Source organism: Bradyrhizobium oropedii (assembly GCF_020889685.1).
Lineage (GTDB): Bacteria > Pseudomonadota > Alphaproteobacteria > Rhizobiales > Xanthobacteraceae > Bradyrhizobium > Bradyrhizobium oropedii.
The window spans coordinates 1-19,818 of record NZ_JACMYO010000116.1; the positions used below are offsets into that span (position 1 = coordinate 1).

At 64.4% G+C, this 19,818-nt stretch carries 15 protein-coding genes; 8 read left to right on the forward strand and 7 right to left on the reverse strand.

The genetic code is table 11. The features are described 5' to 3' along the window. The first annotated feature begins 194 nt into the window (after positions 1-194). Positions 195-806: a pyridoxamine 5'-phosphate oxidase family protein gene (locus tag H8A95_RS27645; protein ID WP_229186080.1), complete on the forward strand. Its 612-nt coding sequence runs from the start codon at positions 195-197 to the stop codon at positions 804-806. A gap of 2 nt (positions 807-808) precedes the next feature. Here H8A95_RS27645 and H8A95_RS27650 read toward each other — a convergent pair whose 3' ends face one another. Together H8A95_RS27650 and H8A95_RS27655 are read right to left on the reverse strand one after the other, a co-directional pair. Beyond that, positions 809-2,533, reverse strand: a complete 1,725-nt coding sequence (locus H8A95_RS27650; protein ID WP_229186081.1) for a SulP family inorganic anion transporter — start codon at positions 2,531-2,533, stop codon at positions 809-811. Between the two features lie 53 nt (positions 2,534-2,586). Next, positions 2,587-3,186: a TetR/AcrR family transcriptional regulator gene (locus tag H8A95_RS27655; protein WP_229186082.1), complete on the reverse strand. Its 600-nt coding sequence runs from the start codon at positions 3,184-3,186 to the stop codon at positions 2,587-2,589. Between the two features lie 204 nt (positions 3,187-3,390). On the opposite strand from H8A95_RS27655, the gene H8A95_RS27660 reads away from it, so the two are divergent. Together H8A95_RS27660 and H8A95_RS27665 are read left to right on the forward strand one after the other, a co-directional pair. After that, positions 3,391-4,635, forward strand: a complete 1,245-nt coding sequence (locus H8A95_RS27660) for an efflux RND transporter periplasmic adaptor subunit (protein ID WP_229186083.1) — start codon at positions 3,391-3,393, stop codon at positions 4,633-4,635. Between the two features lie 23 nt (positions 4,636-4,658). After that, positions 4,659-7,841 (forward strand): efflux RND transporter permease subunit, encoded by a 3,183-nt coding sequence (locus H8A95_RS27665; RefSeq protein ID WP_229186084.1) that lies wholly within the window; start codon positions 4,659-4,661, stop codon positions 7,839-7,841. Between the two features lie 36 nt (positions 7,842-7,877). On the opposite strand, the gene H8A95_RS27670 is transcribed toward H8A95_RS27665, so the two are convergent. From H8A95_RS27670 to H8A95_RS27685, 4 genes are all read right to left on the reverse strand, one after another. Beyond that, the gene (locus tag H8A95_RS27670; RefSeq protein WP_028334528.1) at positions 7,878-8,096 is read right to left on the reverse strand and encodes a hypothetical protein; all 219 of its coding nucleotides are present in this window, start codon (positions 8,094-8,096) and stop codon (positions 7,878-7,880) included. Between the two features lie 260 nt (positions 8,097-8,356). After that, positions 8,357-9,157, reverse strand: a complete 801-nt coding sequence (locus H8A95_RS27675; RefSeq protein ID WP_229186085.1) for an SDR family NAD(P)-dependent oxidoreductase — start codon at positions 9,155-9,157, stop codon at positions 8,357-8,359. 1 nt (position 9,158) lies between these two features. Then, positions 9,159-9,713, reverse strand: a complete 555-nt coding sequence (locus H8A95_RS27680) for a carboxymuconolactone decarboxylase family protein (RefSeq protein ID WP_229186086.1) — start codon at positions 9,711-9,713, stop codon at positions 9,159-9,161. A gap of 63 nt (positions 9,714-9,776) precedes the next feature. Beyond that, entirely contained in the window at positions 9,777-10,727 is a 951-nt protein-coding gene (locus H8A95_RS27685) for a hypothetical protein (protein WP_229186087.1), read from the reverse strand. A 232-nt stretch (positions 10,728-10,959) separates the two neighbouring features. Here H8A95_RS27685 and H8A95_RS27690 point away from each other — a divergent pair, with 232 nt between their 5' ends. From H8A95_RS27690 to H8A95_RS27705, 4 genes are all read left to right on the forward strand, one after another. Continuing rightward, positions 10,960-14,433, forward strand: coding sequence for an indolepyruvate ferredoxin oxidoreductase family protein (locus tag H8A95_RS27690; protein ID WP_274617659.1), 3,474 nt, complete (start codon positions 10,960-10,962; stop codon positions 14,431-14,433). Between the two features lie 240 nt (positions 14,434-14,673). After that, positions 14,674-15,045, forward strand: a complete 372-nt coding sequence (locus tag H8A95_RS27695) for a hypothetical protein (protein ID WP_229186099.1) — start codon at positions 14,674-14,676, stop codon at positions 15,043-15,045. 335 nt (positions 15,046-15,380) lie between these two features. Then, positions 15,381-16,961 carry an alkaline phosphatase D family protein gene (locus H8A95_RS27700; protein ID WP_229186089.1) on the forward strand — a complete coding sequence of 527 codons (1,581 nt, stop codon included), beginning with the start codon at positions 15,381-15,383 and terminating at the stop codon, positions 16,959-16,961. A gap of 167 nt (positions 16,962-17,128) precedes the next feature. Next, entirely contained in the window at positions 17,129-17,947 is an 819-nt protein-coding gene (locus tag H8A95_RS27705) for an aldo/keto reductase (RefSeq protein WP_229186090.1), read from the forward strand. Between the two features lie 107 nt (positions 17,948-18,054). Here H8A95_RS27705 and H8A95_RS27710 read toward each other — a convergent pair whose 3' ends face one another. After that, positions 18,055-18,273, reverse strand: coding sequence for a hypothetical protein (locus tag H8A95_RS27710; RefSeq protein ID WP_163156639.1), 219 nt, complete (start codon positions 18,271-18,273; stop codon positions 18,055-18,057). 162 nt (positions 18,274-18,435) lie between these two features. Between H8A95_RS27710 and H8A95_RS27715 the strand changes: the two genes are divergently transcribed. Further along, positions 18,436-19,716, forward strand: a complete 1,281-nt coding sequence (locus tag H8A95_RS27715) for an amidohydrolase family protein (RefSeq protein WP_229186091.1) — start codon at positions 18,436-18,438, stop codon at positions 19,714-19,716. The last annotated feature ends 102 nt before the right edge of the window (positions 19,717-19,818 follow it).

Here is a 19,818-nt window from a genome sequence, read left to right on the forward strand (position 1 = left end):
CTGGCCGCGCGGGCGCGCAGCAGCGACGGCCTGCTCGCGCAGCGTCTGGCCCGCACCGTCGACGAGAGCACGTCGACGCCTGATTTCACCATCGTCAATTCCGGCACCGCCGAATATCACGCGCGACAGCTTGTCCGCATCATCAAGGGCGAACGCTGGGACGAGTAGCCTCGCCACAAAGGAGAACAGCACGAATGTCGGTGATTTCCACGATCGAGCAGCTTGAGGCGATCTACGGCTTTCCGAACGACGCGTCGACCGTGAAGGTCGCCGATCACGTGACGCCGCTCTATCGTGTGCTCATCGAGAAGTCGCCATTCGTGTCGCTTGCGACCTCGGGCCCGGAGGGGCTCGATTGCTCGCCGCGCGGCGATCTGCCGGGCTTCGTGCGTATCCATGATCCGAAGACGCTGATGATGCCGGATCGCCGCGGCAACAATCGCTGCGATTCGCTGCGCAACATCGTGCGCGATCCCCGCGTCGGGCTGCTGTTCCTGATTCCGGGCTCAGGCAGCACGCTCCGCGTCAACGGCCGTGCCCATGTCACGGCCGAGCCGGAGCTGCTCGCCTCCTTCAAGATGGAGGGCAAGGCGCCGCGCACGGTCATCGTGATGAATGTGGACGAGATCTACTTCCAGTGCGCCCGCGCGATCGTGCGTTCCGACCTCTGGAATCCGGACAAGCGGGTTGATCCGAGGACCCTGCCGACGCCGGGCCAGATTCTCGCCGAGATGAGCGAGCACACCGTCGGCGGCGAGAAGTACGATCGCGAATGGCCGGAGCGCGCGCGGCAGACGATGTGGTGAGGCTAGGCTTCGGCCCGGTCTTCCCGGTCATCCCAGGTCACGTCACCATTGATCTCGAGGTAGCGCGAAACGGCGCCGCCGATGGTCGGGAAGAAGTTGGTCTCGCCAAGCTGAGCTAACAGGCCGAATTTCCTCAGCTTGTCCTTGACGGGATCCTTGAGCTCGGCAAAGCACAGCTCGATTTTCTGTGCGTGCAGTGCCTCGTCCAGCTCGGCGAGAATGTCGCCGGCGGTCACGTCCACGCTGGTAACCGGCTCGGCCGCAACCACCAGCCAGCGCACCGGCGTCGGTGATTTTGCCACGGCGTCGAGCGCGCGTTCCTTGAAGAACTCGGCATTGGCAAAGAACAGCGGCGCATCCCACCGGAACAACACCAGCCCGGGAACCTGACGCGCGCCCGGATATCGCGTGATGTCGTGGTAACCCTTCACGCCGGAGGCGCGACCGAGCACGGCGGAATGCGGCCGCCAGCCATCCCACAGGAATTCGACGATGGCGAGCACGATGGCGAGGCCTATTCCCGGGATCACACCCAGTACGGCCACGCCGACAAAGCAGACCATCGATAGCCAGAACTCCCACTGCTGAATGCGGTAGATCCGCATGAGGTCGCTGATCTCGAACAGGCCGAGCGCCGCGGCGATGACGACGGCGGCCAACGCGGCGTTGGGCAGGTGCTGGAGCAGGTTCGGCGCCATCAGGAGCAGGAAGGCGATGGCAAGCGCGCCGATGACGCTGGTCAATTGGGTGCGCGCGCCGGCAGCTTCGGCGACGGGCGTGCGCGAGCTGCTGCTGCTGATCGGAAATCCCTGAAAAAATCCAGCCGCCAGATTGGCCGCGCCGAGCCCCACCATCTCCTGGTTGGGATCGACGCGATCGCCCAATCTTGCAGCGTAGGACCGCGAGAGCACGCTGGTGTCGGCGAACGACACCAGCGCGACGGCGCATCCGCCGATCAGCACCTGCACGATGTCGCCATAGCCGATCCAGGGAATGGCGAAACCCGGCAGGCCCTGGGGAAGTTGGCCCAGAATCTTCACGCCATAGTGCGCCCCGAGACCGAGCACACCGGTGACGACCGTCGCCGCAACAACGGCAATCAGAATGCTCGGCAACCGCTTGTTGCGGGCGAGCAGCAGGATCGCCGCCAACGTCGCAAGGCCGATCGCGAGCGTGACCCAATTTGTCTTTCCGTCAAGGATCGCGCCGACGATCGCCCAGAGGCTGCGCAGCGGTCCATCGCCGTCGATGGAAAAGCCGAACAGCTTCGGCAGCTGGCTGATCAGAACGGTCAAGGCGATTCCGTTCATGTAGCCGTAGCGGATCGGCTTGGAGAGAAGCTCAGTCAGGAATCCCAACCGCGCGATGCCGGCAACGATGCATATCGTTCCGGAGACGATCGCCATCATGGCGGCCAAGGTTACCGCGCGCATGGGATCGCCGCCCGACAGCGGAGCGACGACGCCAAGGATGACGGCTGCAAGCGCCGAGTCCGGTCCCAGGACGAGGATGCTGCTCGGCCCGAACAATGCGTAGGCGAGGAGCGGGAGGATCGTGGCGTAAAGTCCGTAGATGCCGGGCAGGCCCGACGCTTCCGCATAGGCGATCCCGACCGGCACCAGCATGGTCGCGAGCACAAGCCCGGCGAAAATGTCGTGTGGAAGCCAAGCCCCTTGATATCGACGGAGCGTGTTGAGACCTGGCAGCCAGCCGGTCCAATGATTCATCGCCGGTCACTCCCAACCCCGTTGGAGTTCGCATGCGCTTGACGTGAACAGCTTTATCCTTTCGTCTGCTCCTCGAACGCCTTCAGCGACACCGCCGCGATCTCACGTAGCGTCTCGCGGGTCGCACCTGAAGAGGCCATCACGCACATGCCTGACGTCACCGCGGAGAGATAGCGCGCAAGCGTGGTTGGATCGACGTTCTCGTCGAGGTCATGTTCGGCCTTGGCGCGGACAAAGCGTTCACGCAACTGGTCCTCGGTGCGGGTGCGACGCGCCGCCAGTTCAAACGGAACGTTCTCCGAGCCGGTGCCGCAGGCGAGGCCACCCTGGACCAGCAGACAGCCGGGCGGGTTGGCGGGGTCGGTCTGGGCGTCCGCGTGCTCCATCAGAAAGCGTTCGGCCACCTCGTGCGCGGTCTGGGCATTGAGCACCTTGTCCATCCAGGCGTCGCGCTTTTCGGTGTAACGATCCAGCGCGGCCTTCAGCAGGCCTTCCTTGCTGCCAAAGGCAGCGTAGAGGCTGGGAGGATTGATGCTCATCGCCTCGGTGAGCTGCGCGATCGTCGTGCCCTCGTAGCCGTGGCGCCAGAACACGTCCATGGCCCGGTCCAAAGCGGCGTCCGCATCGAAGGCGCGGGGGCGTCCCATTCCCATTTCTCGTTACTCCGTAAGCCGGGTGCCGTTTCTTTGACGGATTGTCCCTGGCTTATCCTCTTGTTGCACGTGATGTTTTTCCGCGACTTCCCATTTCCCCATGAATGAGATAATAAATTCATAGTGCTCGATACATAAGCATCTTGCGAACCGGCGTCCAGCTCCACATCTGTAGCGAACACTACAGATATGTGGAGCGCGTGAATGCCCTCGTCAACCCAAAATCCCCGTTCCGGCCGATTCCGACGCGTTGTCGGCGGTGTCGTGATCCTTGGCGCCCTCGCGGTGGCCGGTTCGATCGCGACCGGCCATTATTTCCATGCCGCCCAGGCCACCGCTGCCGCCGCGGCTCCCGAACCGGCGGTGCCGGTGACCGTAGCGGTGATCCAGCCCCGCCCGACCACCCTGTTCGACGACTTCTCGGGCCGGCTCGAGGCCGTCGACCGCGTCCAGCTCCGGCCCCGGGTGGCCGGTGCGATCCTTTCGACCAACTTCACCGAGGGCGCGCTGGTGAAGTCCGGCGATATCCTGTTCAAGATCGACCCCGCGCCCTATGCGGCGGAAGTCGACCGGGCCCAGGCCCAGCTCGAGGCCGCCAAGGCCCGCGTCGTCTTCACCACGAGTGAGGTCGAGCGCGGCGCACAGCTGGTTGGCAACAACATCGTCACCAAGCGCGATTTCGACCAGCGCGACAACGCCAATCGCGAGGCGATCGCCAACGTCAAGGCCGCCGAAGCCGCGTTGCAGACCGCAAAGCTCAATCTCGATTACACCGAGGTCCGCGCGCCGGTCGACGGCCGGGTCGGCAGGATCGAGGTCACCGTCGGCAATCTCGTCGCAGCGGGCACGTCGTCGCCGGTGCTGACCTCGCTGGTGTCGGTCAATCCGATCTATGCGAGCTTCGATGCCGACGAGGAAGTCGTGCTGCGCGCGCTGAACTCGATCGCGGACGCGTCCGGCAAGCGCGGCAATCTCGACCAGATCCCGGTCGACATGGTGACGTCGGGCGGCCTCAGCGCCAAGGGGCACATCCAGCTGATCGACAACCAGGTCAACGGGCAGAGCGGCACCATCCGGGTTCGCGCCGTGTTCAAGAACGATGACGGGCGATTGATCCCGGGGCAGTTCGCCCGCGTCCGCATGGGCCAGCCCAGGCAGCAGACGATGGTGCTGATCGACGAGCGCGCCGTCGGCACCGACCAGGACAAGAAGTTCGTCATGCTGGTCGGCGACGACAGCCGCGCGGTCTATCGCTCGGTCACGCTTGGCGGCGCGGTCGATGGCTTGCGCATCGTCACCGCCGGCCTGAAATCCGGCGACCGCATCGTCGTCAACGGCCTGCAGCGCGTGCGCCCCGGCGCACTTCTGAAGATGGAAGTCGCCGAGATGGGCGCCCGCGGTATGCAGCAGGCATCCACTGAAACCAACCAGCACGTCGTGCAGCGCTAAGCGCTGCACGCGGGGGTGGAGCCATGAATCTCTCAAAATTCTTCATCGACCGGCCGATCTTCGCCGGCGTGCTATCGATCCTGATCTTCCTGGCCGGCCTGATTTCGCTGCTGGCGATGCCGATCTCGGAATATCCCGACGTGGTGCCGCCGTCGGTCGTGGTGCGCGCGACCTATCCCGGCGCCAATCCGAAGGTGATCGCCGAAACGGTGGCAACCCCGATCGAGGAGCAGATCAACGGCGTCGAGGGCATGCTCTATATGTCGAGCCAGGCGACCACCGACGGCGCGATGACGCTGACGGTGACGTTCCGTCTCGGCACCGACCCCGACAAGGCGACCCAGCTGGTGCAGAACCGGGTGCAGCAGGCCGAGCCGCGCCTGCCGGCCGTGGTGCGTCAGCTCGGCATCATCACCAAGAAGAGCTCGCCCGACCTCACCATGGTCGTGCATCTGCTGTCGCCGAACAACCGCTATGACATGACGTATCTGCGCAACTACGCAGTGCTCAACGTCAAGGACCGGCTGGCGCGGATCGACGGCGTCGGCGACGTCCAGCTCTATGGCGCCGGCGACTATTCGATGCGGGTCTGGGTCGACCCGCAAAAGGCTGCCGAGCATGCGCTGACCGCGAGCGACGTGGTGCGCGCGATCCAGGCGCAGAACGTCGAAGCCGCCGCCGGCGTGGTGGGCTCTTCGCCCAGCGTCAAGGGCCTCGATCTCCAGCTCTCCGTCAACGCCGAGGGACGACTGTCGACCGAGGAGCAGTTCGGCGACATCGTGGTCAAGACCGGCGCGGCCGGCGAGGTGGTACGGCTGCGCGACGTCGCCCGGATCGAGCTCGGTGCCTCCGAATACGGACTGCGCTCGCTGCTCGACAACAAGCAGGCGGTTGCGATCCCGATCTTCCAGGCGCCGGGGTCGAACGCGCTTGAGATCTCCGATCATGTCCGCGCCACCATGGCCGAGATCAAGAAGAACATGCCGGAAGGCGTGTCGTATCAGATCGTCTACGATCCCACGCAGTTCGTGCGTTCCTCGATCGAGGCCGTCATCCACACGCTGCTCGAGGCGATCGCGCTCGTCGTGCTGGTCGTGATCCTGTTCCTGCAGACCTGGCGCGCCTCGATCATTCCCTTGATCGCGGTCCCGGTGTCGATCGTCGGCACCTTCGCAGTGATGCATGTGTTCGGCTTCTCGATCAACGCGCTCAGCCTGTTCGGCCTGGTGCTCGCGATCGGCATCGTGGTCGACGACGCCATCGTCGTGGTCGAGAATGTCGAGCGCAACATCGAATCCGGCCTGTCGCCGCGCGATGCCACCAACCAGGCGATGCGCGAAGTGTCCGGCCCGATCATCGCGATCGCGCTGGTGCTGATCGCGGTGTTCGTGCCGCTCGCCTTCATCTCCGGCCTCACCGGACAGTTCTACAAGCAGTTCGCGCTGACGATTGCGATCTCGACCGTGATCTCGGCGATCAACTCGCTGACGCTGTCGCCGGCGCTGTCGGCGCTGCTCTTGAAGGGACATGACGAGCCGAAGGACTGGCTGACCCGGGGCATGGAGAAGTCGCTGGGCTGGTTTTTCCGCGGCTTCAACAAGGTCTTCACCAAGTCCTCGGAGAGCTACGGCCGTACCGTCACCAAGGTGATCTACGGCAAGGCCGTGGTGATCGGCCTCTATGTGCTGCTGATCGGCTTGACCGGCGTGCTGTTCAAGCAGGTGCCGAGCGGCTTCGTGCCGGGCCAGGACAAGCAGTATCTGGTCGGTTTCGCACGGCTGCCTGACGGCGCCACGCTCGACCGCACCGAGGAAGTGATCCGCAAGATGAGCGACATCGCGCTGACCCAGCCGGGTGTCGAGAGCTCGGTGGCGTTCCCCGGCCTGTCGATCTCCGGCTTCACCAACTCCTCCAATGCCGGCATCGTGTTCTCGACCCTGAAGCCGTTCGACGAGCGCAAGGATCCCTCGCTCAGCGGTCCGGCGATCGCGGCCGCGCTCAACAAGAAGTATGCCGGCATCCAGGACGCGTTCATCGCCATGTTCCCGCCGCCGCCGGTCAACGGCCTCGGCACCATCGGCGGCTTCAAGCTGCAGATCGAGGATCGTGCCGGCCTCGGCTATGAGGCGTTGAACGATGCGACCAAGGCATTCATGACGGCGATGCAGAAAGCGCCGGAGATCGCCGGCGTGTTCTCGAGCTTCCAGGTCAATGTGCCGCAGCTGTTCGCCGACATCGACCGCACGAAGGCGTTGCAGCTCGGTGTGCCGGTGACGGAGGTCTTCAACACGCTGCAGATCTATCTCGGCTCCTACTACGTCAACGACTTCAACAAATTCGGTCGCACCTATTCGGTCTATGTGCAGGCGGACGCGCCATTCCGCGCGCGCGCCGACGACATCAGGCAGTTGAAGGTGCGTTCGTCGTCCGGCGACATGGTGCCGCTGTCGGCCTTGCTGAAGGTCCGCCAGAGCGCCGGTCCGGAGCGCGCGATCCGCTACAACGGCTTCCTGTCGTCGGACATCAACGCCGCTGCGGCGCCAGGCTATTCCTCCGGCCAGGCGCAGGAGGCGGCAACGCGGATCGCCGCCGAAACGCTGCCGCCGGGCTTTGCATTCGAATGGACCGACCTGACCTATCAGGAGTTCATCGCCGGCAATTCCGGAATCTGGGTATTTCCGCTGGCGATCCTGCTGGTGTTCCTGGTGCTCGCCGCGCTCTATGAGAGCCTGGCGCTGCCCCTCTCGATCATCATGATCGTGCCGATGGGCCTGTTGGCGGCGATGTTCGGGGTCTGGCTGTCGAAGGGCGACAACAACGTCTTCACCCAGATCGGCCTGATCGTGCTGGTCGGACTGTCGGCCAAGAACGCCATCCTGATCGTCGAATTCGCGCGCGAGCTCGAATTTGCCGGGCGTTCACCGATCAGAGCCGCGATTGAGGCGAGTCGGTTGCGGCTGCGCCCGATCCTGATGACATCGATGGCGTTCATCATGGGTGTGCTGCCGCTGGTGCTCTCGACCGGTGCGGGCTCGGAGATGCGGCGCGCGATGGGCGTCGCGGTGTTCTCCGGCATGATCGGCGTCACGGTGTTCGGCCTGTTCCTGACGCCGGTGTTCTATGTGCTGCTGCGCAGCCTCACCGGGATGAAGCCGCTGACGCAGCACGGCGAGGCGACCATTCCGGGAAAAGCACACGCGGCATGATGCCGCGTGTGTAAGCTTGATGTCAGCTTCGAAGGATCAGGCTGCGATATCGAGCAGCAGAAGTGACGAACCGCGGACCAGCACCTTGCGGCCCGCGGGCGTGAGTTCAAACGAATCGCCGCGCACGGCGACATAGCCGAGCGTGATCAGGCTTTCGACGGCGAACCGGTTCAGCCGTGACGGGTTTGCTGCGGGAGCCCGCAGCGCTTTCAGCGCATCCCACTGATCGGGTCTGAGTTCGAATTCTTCGCTCATCGTTCCAGGCACTCCAGAAGTTCTTGGCGTGCGAGATACAGAGCGCAGATGAATTTCGTGCGACCACAACGAGTCAGGATTTCGATTTATGTGGACACACCGTCACATCGCCGTGTCATTGGAATACTTCAATTTTTTCGAATCATTGCGGTGCAATGACGCGTGATTGCGTCACAGAGATTAACCGCACGTCGTCACATAGGTTAATCGAGACGATTAACCGGGTTAATCGTCAGGATTAACCGGGCTAAAGCGGCCGGTTAACCGCGCCGTACGCTTGCACCGCCGTCGACCGGCAACGTGACACCGGTCACGAAATTCGCTTCATCGGATGCGAGAAACAGCGCGGCATTGGCGACATCCCAGCCGGTGCCCATCTTGTGACGCAGCGGCACTTTGCTGTCGCGCTCGGCCTCGACCTCGGCGCGGCTCTTCTTGAATTCGCGGGCGCGCGTGTCCACCGCCATCGGTGTGTTCATCAACCCCGGCAGGATCACGTTTGCGCGAATGCCATATTGCGCATTCTGGTAGGCCAGCTGTTCGGTGAAGGCGATCATCGCCGACTTGGTCGCCTTGTAGGCGACGTAGGGATAGGTCGTGATCGCGGCCATCGATGAGATGTTGATGATCGAGCCGCGCTGCTGCCGGCGCATGATCGGGATCACATGCTTGGCGGCGAGGATGCAGCTCTTCAGGTTGATCGCCACGCAGCGGTCGAACGCCTCCTCGGTGATATCGAGCAGCTCGGCATCGCCGCCGGAGAGGCTGACGCCGACATTGTTGTGCAGGATATCGACGCTGCCCCAGCGGTCATGCGCGTCCGCCACCATCGCCTTGATGTCGGCATTTTGGGTGACGTCGGCCTTGAAGGCGACGGAAGTACCGCCCTTGGCCGCGATCAGGTCGACGGTCTCCTGGGCCGAATCCAGATTGTGATCGACGCACAGCACCCTGGCGCCTTCGCGGGCGAAGGTCAGCGCGGTGGCGCGACCGTTGCCGATGCCCTCGCCGGGGCTCTGCCCGGCGCCGACGACGATGGCGACGCGATCTTGCAGGCGCATGTCACTTCACTCCCGGGATCGGGTACTGTTGCAGTACCTCTTTGTAGGCTGGCTCGTTGTCGATCTGCATGGTGGCGAGCACGCGCACCACGGCGCAGTAGAACGCGATCGTCAGCACCAGATCGGTCATGTGCTCGTCGGACAGCTCTCGCTTGATCTCGGCGAAGGTCGCCTCCGACATTGCAAGCTCGCGCACCATCTCGCGGGCGCCCCTCAGGATCGCCTTCGCCAGCGGCTCGAGTTTCGACGGCTTGCCGTCGGTCTCCGCGATCACGCCCTCGATGTCTTCGTCGGTAACGCCGAACTCCTTGCCGATCTTCACATGGTGGGTGAACTCGTATTCCGACTTCTCGAGCCAGCCGACCTGGAGGATCGCCAGCTCGCGCAGCCGCGGGTCGAGCTTGCTCTTGAATCGGATATAGCCGCCGATGCCGTTGAAGGCGCGCGCCATGTCCGGCGAGTTCACCAGCAGCTTGTGCAAATTGGTGTTGCGCTTGAGCATGTCGCGATATTCAGGGGCGACCTGGTCGGCTTCGAGATAGGGCAGGCGGGCCATTTGTTCTTGTCCTTGTTGCGGCGGCTTGCAAGAGAGGCGTCGTCGGGAGAGACGGCTGTCGCGTCAGCCGTAGAGGGCTTTGTGCTCGCTTTCATAGTCGGCGTAGGAGTCCTTCATACTGGCGCCGTTCAGCAGCATGGTCGCAACCTCTGCGTTGTCGGCATCGAACACGGTCGAGCGCACCCACATGCTCTCGGTGCGCTTGCTGCCCGAAAGCGCGACGACCTCCCGCTCGACCCAATAGGTCTCACCGGGGAATAGCGGCCCGCGCTGCAGGCGGATCTCCTGATCGGCGAACAGCCCGACGGCGGGGCCACGGACCGGCAGCCGGTCCTCGCGGGCACGGTACTGGAACAGCACGCTCAGCATCTCCATCGGGATGATGGCGCGGCCCCAGGGATTGTACTCCAGCGAATAATAGTCGGACGGCTCGGTGATCACCTTGAGCTTGTCGGCCAGCGAAAACGGATAGAGATCGCCCATGTTCTGGTCGAAATCCATCTTGATCGCCTGCCGCGGCGTCTTCATGCCGACCTTGATGTCGGCGAGGATCACGGGATCGGCCAGCGGCTTCAGTTCGCCGAGCCGGCGGGCGAGCGCCGTCTCGCTGCCGTCACCGTCGATCGAGGCGGTGCCGCGCAGGATCTCGGTGCCGTCGCGCTTGATCATCCCGATCGTGCAAACGGTCTGCCCCGGCTTCGGCTTCTCGATCTGGGCCTGTACCTCTTCGCCTTCGAACACCGGGTTGCGGTAATGCGCCGACAGGCACCCGGTCATGAACCAGGCCCGGCCCCAGATCCGCTCGCACAGCGGCGCGAACTGGCTGAAATGGGTCGGTCCCTCGATCGTGCCGCCGCGGAAGCCGAGCTTCTGCGCGGTTGCGTCGTCGTGGATCGACGCGTGAGAGTCGTAGGTCTGAGTTTGAAGCATTTGCTTCGGGCTGCGCCAGGGACCCACCAGCAGGTCGCCGTTCTCCAAGATTTCCGTCGTGAACGCGGATTCGACTTTAATCATCCTTGGTCTCCCTTTGCGCGCCACCGTTTCAAAGATGCCGGGGTTCGGCAAGCCTCGCAGAGCAACAAGGCCTCGCAGAGCTACAAGGCCTCGCAAGCGCAGCACGAGATATGTGCTGCGGCCATGGAACGGGGCTGTTCATGCATAACAAAATCAGTGCATGCTGATGCATGATCATCGGGAAGATAACGAGACCGGTCCGGGCCGGCGTGACTGATTGACGGGGAAACTGATGGCGTTGATGGAAGTTGGACTGGACGACAAGTACCGGTTGGATACGAAACGAATCTTCCTCTCCGGTACCCAGGCTCTGGTCCGATTGCCCATGTTGCAGCGCGAACGCGACCGCGCACACGGGCTGAACACCGCCGGTTTCATCTCCGGTTACCGTGGTTCGCCGCTCGGCATGTACGACCACGCGCTGTGGCGGGCGAAATCGTTCCTCAGAGAGCACGACATCGCCTTCGTTCCCGGCCTCAATGAGGATCTGGCGGCGACCGCGGTGTGGGGCAGCCAGCAGGTCGGCATGTTCCCCGGCGCCAAGGTCGATGGCGTATTCGGCATCTGGTACGGCAAGGGCCCCGGCGTCGACCGCTCGCTCGATGCGCTCAAGCACGCCAATTCGGCCGGCACCTCGCCGAACGGCGGCGTGATCGCGCTGGCCGGCGACGACCATGGCTGCCAGTCCTCCACGCTCGCACATCAGAGCGAGCAGGTGTTCGCCTCCGCGCTGATGCCGGTGGTCAATCCGGCGACGCTGCAGGATTATCTCGACCTCGGCATCCTCGGCTTTGCGCTGTCGCGCTATTCCGGCTGCTGGGTCGGATTCAAGGCGATCTCGGAGACGGTGGAAAGCTCGGCCTCGATCGTCAGCGATCCCGATCGCATCAAGATCATCATGCCCGACGATTTCGAGATGCCGCCGGGCGGGCTTTCGATCCGCTGGCCGGATCCGCCGCTGGAGGCGGAGCGGCGTCTGCATGGTCCGAAGATGGACGCGGTCGCGGCGTTCGCGCGCGTCAACCGGTTCGACCGCATCATGCTGGATTCGAAGCCGGCACGGCTCGGCATCATGGCGACCGGCAAGGCCTATCTCGATCTGCGCCAGGCGCTCGCCGATCTCGGCATCACCGATGCCGATGCGCAAGAGCTGGGCCTGCGCATCTACAAGGTGGCGCTGACCTGGCCGCTGGAAGCGCGCGGCGCGCGCGCCTTCGCCGAGGGCCTGCAGGACGTGCTGGTGGTCGAAGAGAAGCGCGGCTTCATCGAGGATCAGCTGGTCCGCATCCTCTACAACATGGACGCGTCGAAGCGGCCTTCGGTGGTCGGCAAGCGCGACGAGAGCGGCGCGCCCCTGCTGCCGAGCGAGGGCGAGCTGACGCCGACCATGGTCGCCGCTGCCGTGGTGGCGCGGCTGCGCCGGCTCGGCCACCGCAGCCCGCTGCTGGAGCAGCGTTTGGCAAAACTCGAAGCGTTCGACCGTCCGGCCGAGGGCACCGGCATTGCGAAGCTGCAACGCACGCCGTATTTCTGTTCGGGCTGCCCGCATAACTCCTCGACCAAAATTCCCGAGGGCAGCCGCGCCATGGCCGGCATCGGCTGCCACGGCATGGCGCTGTCGGTGCCGAACCGCAACACCCAGACCATCTCGCATATGGGCGCGGAGGGCGTGAGCTGGATCGGGCAGGCGCCGTTCACCAGCGAACAGCACGTGTTCCAGAACCTCGGCGACGGCACCTACACGCATTCCGGTCTTCTGGCGCTGCGCGCGGCGGCCGCGGCCGGCGTCAACATCACCTACAAGATCCTCTACAACGACGCGGTGGCGATGACCGGCGGCCAGCCCGCCGAAGGCGGCTTTACCGTATCGCAGATCGCGCATCAGGTCTGGGCGGAGGGCACCAAGAAGCTCGCGATCGTCTCCGACGATCCCGATAAATATCCCGCCAATTATTTCCCGTCCGGCGCCACCATCCACCATCGCCGCGAGCTCGACGCCGTGCAGCGCACTCTGCGCGAGATCGAGGGCCTCACCGTCCTGATCTACGACCAGACCTGCGCCGCCGAGAAGCGCCGCCGCCGCAAGCGCGGGCTGTTTCCCGATCCGGCCAAGCGCGTCTTCATCAATGAGCGCGTCTGTGAAGGCTGCGGCGACTGCTCGGTGGCCTCGAATTGCGTCTCGGTGCAGCCGCTGGAGACCGAACTCGGCCGCAAGCGCCGCATCGACCAGTCGAACTGCAACAAGGATTTCTCCTGCATCGAGGGCTTTTGCCCGAGCTTCGTGATGGTGCAGGATCCCAAGCTGCGCAAGGCCGACCGCACTGCGGCCGATCCCAAGGCGTTGTTCGCGGATTTGCCGACGCCGCCTGTGGCTGCGTTGAGCAACCCCTACAACATCCTGATCACCGGCATCGGCGGCACCGGCGTCATCACCATTGGCGCGCTGCTCGGCATGGCCGCGCATGTCGAGGGCATCGCCTGCTCGACGCTCGACTTCACCGGCCTGTCGCAGAAGAACGGCGCGGTCATGAGCCATGTCCGGCTGGCGCCGACTTCGGACATGCTGACCACGGTCCGCATCGCGCCCGGCAATGCCAACCTGATCCTCGGCTGCGACCTCGTGGTCGCCACCAGCGTACCGGCGCTGAGCCGCGCCGAGCGTGGCGTCACCCGCGCCGTCGTCAACGCCGATCTGCTGCCGACCGCGAGCTTCGTGATCGATCCCGATATCGATTTTGAAGCCAGCTCGATGCGTGATGCGCTGAACGGCGCAGTGAGACCTGATGATCTCGACATCCTCGACGCCACGGGGCTTGCGACCGCGCTGATGGGCGACAGCATCGCGACCAACGCCTTCATGCTCGGTTTCGCATTCCAGCGCGGTGCGATCCCGCTGTCGCTCGAGGCGATCCTGAAGGCGATCGAGCTCAACGGCGCCGCGATCGAGATGAACAAGACCGCGTTCTCGTGGGGCCGGCTTGCCGCGCACGATCTGCAGCGCGTGGTCAGCGCCGCGCGCTTCAAGAGCGCAGGTGCCGCACCGGCCAAGAAGACGCTCGACGAGACGATTGCGTTCCGCGCCAAGTTCCTCACGTCCTATCAGGACGCGGCTTACGCCAAGCGCTATCTCGACGACGTTGCGCGCGTTCGTTCAGCCGAAGCCGCGGCGGCTCCGGGCTCGCAGGACCTGACCGAGGCCTTTGCGAAGGGCCTGTTCAAGCTGATGGCCTACAAGGACGAATACGAGGTCGCTCGGCTCTATTCCGATGGCGAGTTTGCGAAGGCCTTGCGGGAGCAGTTCGAGGGCAATTCCGGTTTGAAGGTCCTGCTGGCGCCGCCGTTGCTGGCGCAGCGCGATCCCGTCACCGGGCGTTTGCAGAAGCGCGAATTCGGTCCATGGATATTCAAGGCGTTCGGCATGCTGGCGGGGCTGAAGGGCCTGCGCGGCACCGCGTTCGACATTTTCGGCTACACCGCGGAACGCAAGATGGAGCGTGCGCTGCCGGTGGATTATTCGGCGATGATCCTGCGTCATCTCGACGGCAAGAAGCCGCTCGATTTGCCGCGCCTCGTGGCGCTGGCCAAGGCTGCGGACCTCGTGCGCGGCTATGGCCACATCAAGGAAGGCAACGTCGCCCGCTACCGCACCGAATGTGCGCGGCTGGAGCGCGCGATCGGCCAGCCGCTGGCACAGGCGGCAGAGTAGGGCAGGGCGTTTTCAAGCGGAGGGGGTGCCGGGTTCCGATTCCATCGGAACGGGCTCTGGGAACTTTCCACGGCCGCCTTGGTTGACCGGTAACCCTGCCCGCAACCAACGGCTGGATTCGCGCGGCCGGGTCCCTACATGATGGCTGTGCCGTTCGAGTGATTTCAGGAGGCCCTTTTGACGGTCCTGAAAAGTGTTTTGGTTGCAACTGTTTGCACCGCGTGGCTGGCTTTGGGTGGCGTGGCGTTTGCCGACGACTATCGCCCGAGCGAGTTCTTCAGTCTGGATCTCTCCCAGGCGGTGCTGTCGCCGAAGCGGCTTGGCCCGCCGGCGCAGTTCGAGCCGGTACCGGTCGAGGCGAAGACCGACCGCAGCCCCGATCAGCACGCCAATGCCGAACCGAAGGTCGAAGAGCCGAAGGTCGCGCCGCAGAAGGCCGTGCGGACGAGCAGAGTGACCGCTCAGCCTGAACCGAAGCGCGCGGCCGCACGCGTGCCCGCCCGCGCCAAGCTTGCACGGCGGCACTCGAACCCGCTCGATGCGGAAGCCCGCGACGTCAGGATCCAGACCTGGCCGTGCCGCACCGGCGGCATCTGCAACTGGCAGCGGTGAGAGGCGGTGTCGCGTCGCTTTCATCTTGACCCGCGCGTAACATCAAACCCGTCATCCTGAGGAGGCCGCGAAGCGGCCGTCTCGAAGGATGAATCGGTCACGGGCGGGGCCGTGCATCCTTCGAGACGCGCGTTCCGCGCTCCTCAGGATGACGGGTCTGGCCGAGCGCCAAGCGCCAAGCGCCAAGCGCCAAGCGCTTCAAACTGTTCCGATCTCCATCACCCCCGCGAGTCATCCCGCCGTCGCAAAACCGTCGGCGGAGAGTCAAGAAACCGTAAGGGCGGAGTCAAACAGCGCAGGCAAAACCTTCGTTACGATTCGACGAAGGTTATTCGATGCCGACAGCGATCTCCGCGAGGAGGCGAGGCCTTACCCGGCGTCAGCTTCTGGTGCGCTCGGCGTCGACGGCCGCGTTGGCGGGATTGGGCGCGCTGGCAAGGCCTTATCTGAGCCGGGCCGCGGATCGACCAGCGATCGCGGGCATCCAGTCCGGCGACGTCGCCAGCGATTCCGCCGTGATCTGGGCCCGCGCCGATCGCGCCGCGCGCATGCGCATTGAGTGCGCAGCCGTCGAGAGCTTCGCAACCATCCTGCGCAGCGCCACCGCCGATGCGCTGCCCGAGCGAGACTTCACCGCAAAGCTGCTGCTCGACGGCCTGCCGCCGGGCCAGGATCTGTTCTATCGCGTGCACTTCGAGGATCACGAGGGCACATCAGGCGAAAGCCGCGTCGGGCATTTCCGCACCGCGCCGGCCGACCGCCGTTCGGTCTCCTTCGTCTGGTCCGGTGACGTGGTGGGGCAGGGCTGGGGCATCGACCCCGCGCGCGGCGGTCTGCGCAGCTACCGCACCATGCTGAACGAGCGCCCGGATTTCTTCATCCATTCCGGCGATCACATCTATGCCGATTGCACGGTGCCGGCGGAACAGCAGCTGCCCAACGGCGAGATCTGGCGCAACATCGTCACCGAGGAGAAATCCGTCATCGCGCACAGCCTCGACGAGTTTCGCGGCAACTACAAATACAACTGGCTCGACGAGAACTTTCGCGCCTTCCATGCCGAGGTGCCGATGTTTGCGCAATGGGACGACCATGAGGTGGCCGACGACTGGTCGCCGATCGGCACCGCTGATGCGACCGGCTACGATGCGGACGGCAGCTCGCGCCTGGTGGCGCGGGCGCGCCGTGCCTTCCACGAGTTCATGCCGATGCGGCTGATGCCGGAGCGCGACGGCCGGGTCTATCGCAAGATCGCCTACGGGCCCTTGCTCGACGTCTTCATCATCGACATGCGCTCCTACCGCGATTCCAGCTGGAACAAGCAGGGCGATCCGGACCAGGCGTTCATCCTCGGCGAGAGCCAGCTCGCCTGGCTGAAGCGGGAGCTCGTGGCGTCGGACGCAATCTGGAAGGTGATCGCAGCGGATCTGCCGATCGGCCTCGTCAGCCTCGATGCGGTCGCGCTCGGCGACGGGCCGCCCGAGCGGCGCGAGCACGAGATCGCCGATCTCCTGTCCTTCATGAAGCGCGCGGGTGTCCGCAACACGGTGTGGCTCACCGCCGACATGCACTACACCGCCGCGCATCGCTATGATCCGAACCGCGCGGTGTTCCAGGAATTCGAGCCGTTCTGGGAGTTCGTCTCGGGTCCGCTGCACGCCGGCACCTGGTCGCCGGGTGAGCTCGACAACACCTTTGGCCCGAAGGCGATGTACCAGAAAGGCTGCTCGTCCGAGCAGGGCGACAATCTCGCGCCCTGCTTCGGGCTGCAGTTCTTCGGCCGCGTCGATATCGACGGCAAGACCGGCGTGATGACGGTGACGCTGAAGGATGCCGATAACCACGACCTCTGGTCGGTCGACATCGAGCCGCGGCCGGACGCGCGGCCCGGCCAGATCATGGCGCAGCACATATAGGCCGGCCCCCAACCCCGTCGCGACATCTTGATCGCCGCTGCCTTGCCCGAAGGCCCGGTTTGCGGGCACAATGTGCGTTGGCAGTCCTGCCAATTTCATTCCCACGAAACGATTTGCTGGCGTGACGTCGTCGATTTCATCGGCGTCCCACGCGTCAGGAGCTATCCATGGAAAATCTGCAGACACAGGGCATCAGCCTGCCGCAGCTCGGCCTCGGCACTTTCCGCATGCAGGGCGATGCCTGCCGCGGGGCGGTCGAGAGCGCGCTCGGGCTTGGTTACCGGCACATCGACACCGCCGAAATGTACGCCAACGAGGAGGCGATCGGGGCTGCGATTGCGGACTCGAAGGTCGCGCGCAAGGACCTGCATGTCACCACCAAGGTCTGGCACGAGAATTTGGCGCCGGATGCGATCCGGACGGCGTTCGACGCGAGCCTGAAGAAGCTGCGGCTCGATCATGTCGATCTCTATCTGGTGCATTGGCCGTCGAAGAGCATGAAGCTGCCGGCCGTGTTCGAGACGCTGATGCAGCTGAAGGAGGAGGGCCGCGTCCGCGCGATCGGCGTCGCCAATTTCACCACCGCGCTGCTCAAGACCGTGGTCGAGGACATCAAGGCGCCGATCGCCTGCAACCAGATCGAATATCACGCCATGCTGGAGCAGACGCCGGTGCGGAACTATCTCGCCGCGAAATCGATCCCGCTGGTCGCCTATTGTCCGCTCGCGCAGGGTCGTTTCGCCACCGACGAGACGCTGGCGAAGATCGGCCGCAAGCATGATGCGACCGCAGCCCAGGTGGCACTGAAATGGCTGCTCGATCAGGACGGCGTTGCGGCGATCCCGAAAGCCTCGCGCGCCGAAAGCCAACAGGCCAATCTCGACGCGCTGAAGGTGACGCTCGACGACGACGACCGCAAAGCGATCGCCGCGCTGCGCAAGGACATGCGCTGCGTCAATCCGGGTTTCGCGCCAGCGTGGGATTGAGCTCCTTGAACATGTGATCAAGACGTAGAACAAGAAAATGGCTCCGCGAGGAGCCATTTTCCGTTGTTTCGGTCTCTTGGATGTGTCGGCGTTTTAGAAGCGACGCTTTAGTAGCGATCCCGCCTGATCACGACCGCTCGGTCATGGTCGTGATGCCAGCCGCGATGCCAGCCACGGTCATGGCGCATCTCGGCGCGCGCGCCCCAGCCACGATCCCAGTGATGATGATGGCCGCGCTTGATCACGACGGTCTCGGCGCTCGCGATCGACGGAACGGCCACTGCGAGCGTACCAATCGCCGCAAGAACAAAACCAATCTTTTTCATCTCATCCTCCTCAAATGATGCGGGGAGAAAACCGTGCAGGCATCGGAACGTTCCTCAGGAACCGGCAGGAGTTTTCTGAACGGCTGTTCAGGCGGCCTTGCCTAACCACTGCGCCCGACGCATCATCGCGCCATAAAAATCAATGTTCGGGGGGACGTTGCCGTGAGTGGATTTTCACGCCGGGATTTTTTGAAAGCTACGGGATCGGCCGCCGCTAGCGCCATTGCGGGGCCGGCATCTGCGGCGATGGGGCCGGACGACAAGTTCGACCTCGTGATCAAGAGCGGCGACGTGATCGATCCCAGCCAGTCGCTGCGCGGCAAGCGCGACATCGGCATTCGCTGGGGCCTGATCGAGGCGATCGAAGACGAGATCCCGGCCGCGCGCGCCACCAAGACCATCGACGCGTCGGGCAAGCTCGTGATGCCGGGCCTCGTCGACCTGCACTGCCACGTCTACCCCTACGGATCGGCGATCGGCATTCCCGCCGACGAGCTGGTGCAATTTCAGGGCACCACGACGGTGGTCTCGGCCGGCGATGCCGGCGTCAACAATCTCGCGGCACTGCGGCGCTTCATCGTGGCGCAGTCGCGGGCGCGGATCTACGCCTTCGTCCATATCGCCAACAACGGCCTGTCGGCCTTCCCGGTCGCCGAGCTCTACAATATCGACAACGCCCAGGTCGAAGCCTGCGCCATGGCGCTGGCCGAGAACCCGGACTTCCTGATCGGGGTCAAGGTGCGGATGTCGGAGAACGTCATCTTCAAGCACGGCCTCGAGCCGCTGAAGCGCGGCATCCAGGCCTGCGAGATGTGCGGCTGGCCGGCGCGGATGATGGTGCATATCGGCGGCGTCGAAACCAAGGAGCTGATGTCCGACATCCTCAATCTGCTGCGGCCGGGTGATATCCTCACCCACGCCTATTCCGGCGCGCCGAACATGTCCGGCGCTTTCACCAACATCGTGCAGGACGGCAAGCTGTTGCCGGCAGCGCTCGAGGCCAAGCAGCGCGGCGTGCTGTTCGATGTCGGGCATGGCGGCGGCAGCTTCGATTTTACGGTGGCCGAGATCGCCATTCCGGGCGGGTGCACGCCCGACACGATCTCCTCCGACATCCACGTCCTCTCGGGCAACTCGCCCGGCATCCCGTTCCTGCCGAATGTGATGAGCAAGTTCCTGGCGATGGGCTCCTCGCTGGATCAGGTCGTCGCGATGGCGACCTCGGTGCCGGCGCGGATCATCAACCGGATGCCCAAGATCGGCACGTTGCAGCGCGGCGCGCCCGGCGACGTCGCGATCATGGACCTTGTCGAAGGTCCGGTCACCTTCGTCGACACCCGCAACAACAAGCGCGACGGCAATCAGCAGCTGAAGCCGGTGCAGACCGTGGTCAACGGCGTACCGTTCGGCCGGCCCTATCAGGCGCCGTTTTCGGTGAGGTGAGGGGCGAGTGGAGAGATGGATTGCTTCGCGGAGCCTGTCATCGGGCGCGCGTTCGCGCGACCCGTTGGCTCGCAATGACGCCTTAACCAGCCGTCATTGCGA

Coding starts and splice junctions, on each gene's coding strand:
- H8A95_RS27710 (WP_163156639.1), bottom strand. CDS start 18,273: ATGAAAAAGATTGGTTTTGTTCTTGCGGCGATTGGTACGCTCGCAGTG.
- H8A95_RS27685 (WP_229186087.1), bottom strand. CDS start 10,727: ATGATTAAAGTCGAATCCGCGTTCACGACGGAAATCTTGGAGAACGGC.
- H8A95_RS27670 (WP_028334528.1), bottom strand. CDS start 8,096: ATGAGCGAAGAATTCGAACTCAGACCCGATCAGTGGGATGCGCTGAAA.
- H8A95_RS27700 (WP_229186089.1), top strand. CDS start 15,381: ATGCCGACAGCGATCTCCGCGAGGAGGCGAGGCCTTACCCGGCGTCAG.
- H8A95_RS27705 (WP_229186090.1), top strand. CDS start 17,129: ATGGAAAATCTGCAGACACAGGGCATCAGCCTGCCGCAGCTCGGCCTC.
- H8A95_RS27645 (WP_229186080.1), top strand. CDS start 195: ATGTCGGTGATTTCCACGATCGAGCAGCTTGAGGCGATCTACGGCTTT.
- H8A95_RS27660 (WP_229186083.1), top strand. CDS start 3,391: ATGCCCTCGTCAACCCAAAATCCCCGTTCCGGCCGATTCCGACGCGTT.
- H8A95_RS27675 (WP_229186085.1), bottom strand. CDS start 9,157: ATGCGCCTGCAAGATCGCGTCGCCATCGTCGTCGGCGCCGGGCAGAGC.
- H8A95_RS27655 (WP_229186082.1), bottom strand. CDS start 3,186: ATGGGAATGGGACGCCCCCGCGCCTTCGATGCGGACGCCGCTTTGGAC.
- H8A95_RS27650 (WP_229186081.1), bottom strand. CDS start 2,533: ATGAATCATTGGACCGGCTGGCTGCCAGGTCTCAACACGCTCCGTCGA.
- H8A95_RS27680 (WP_229186086.1), bottom strand. CDS start 9,713: ATGGCCCGCCTGCCCTATCTCGAAGCCGACCAGGTCGCCCCTGAATAT.
- H8A95_RS27665 (WP_229186084.1), top strand. CDS start 4,659: ATGAATCTCTCAAAATTCTTCATCGACCGGCCGATCTTCGCCGGCGTG.
- H8A95_RS27690 (WP_274617659.1), top strand. CDS start 10,960: ATGGCGTTGATGGAAGTTGGACTGGACGACAAGTACCGGTTGGATACG.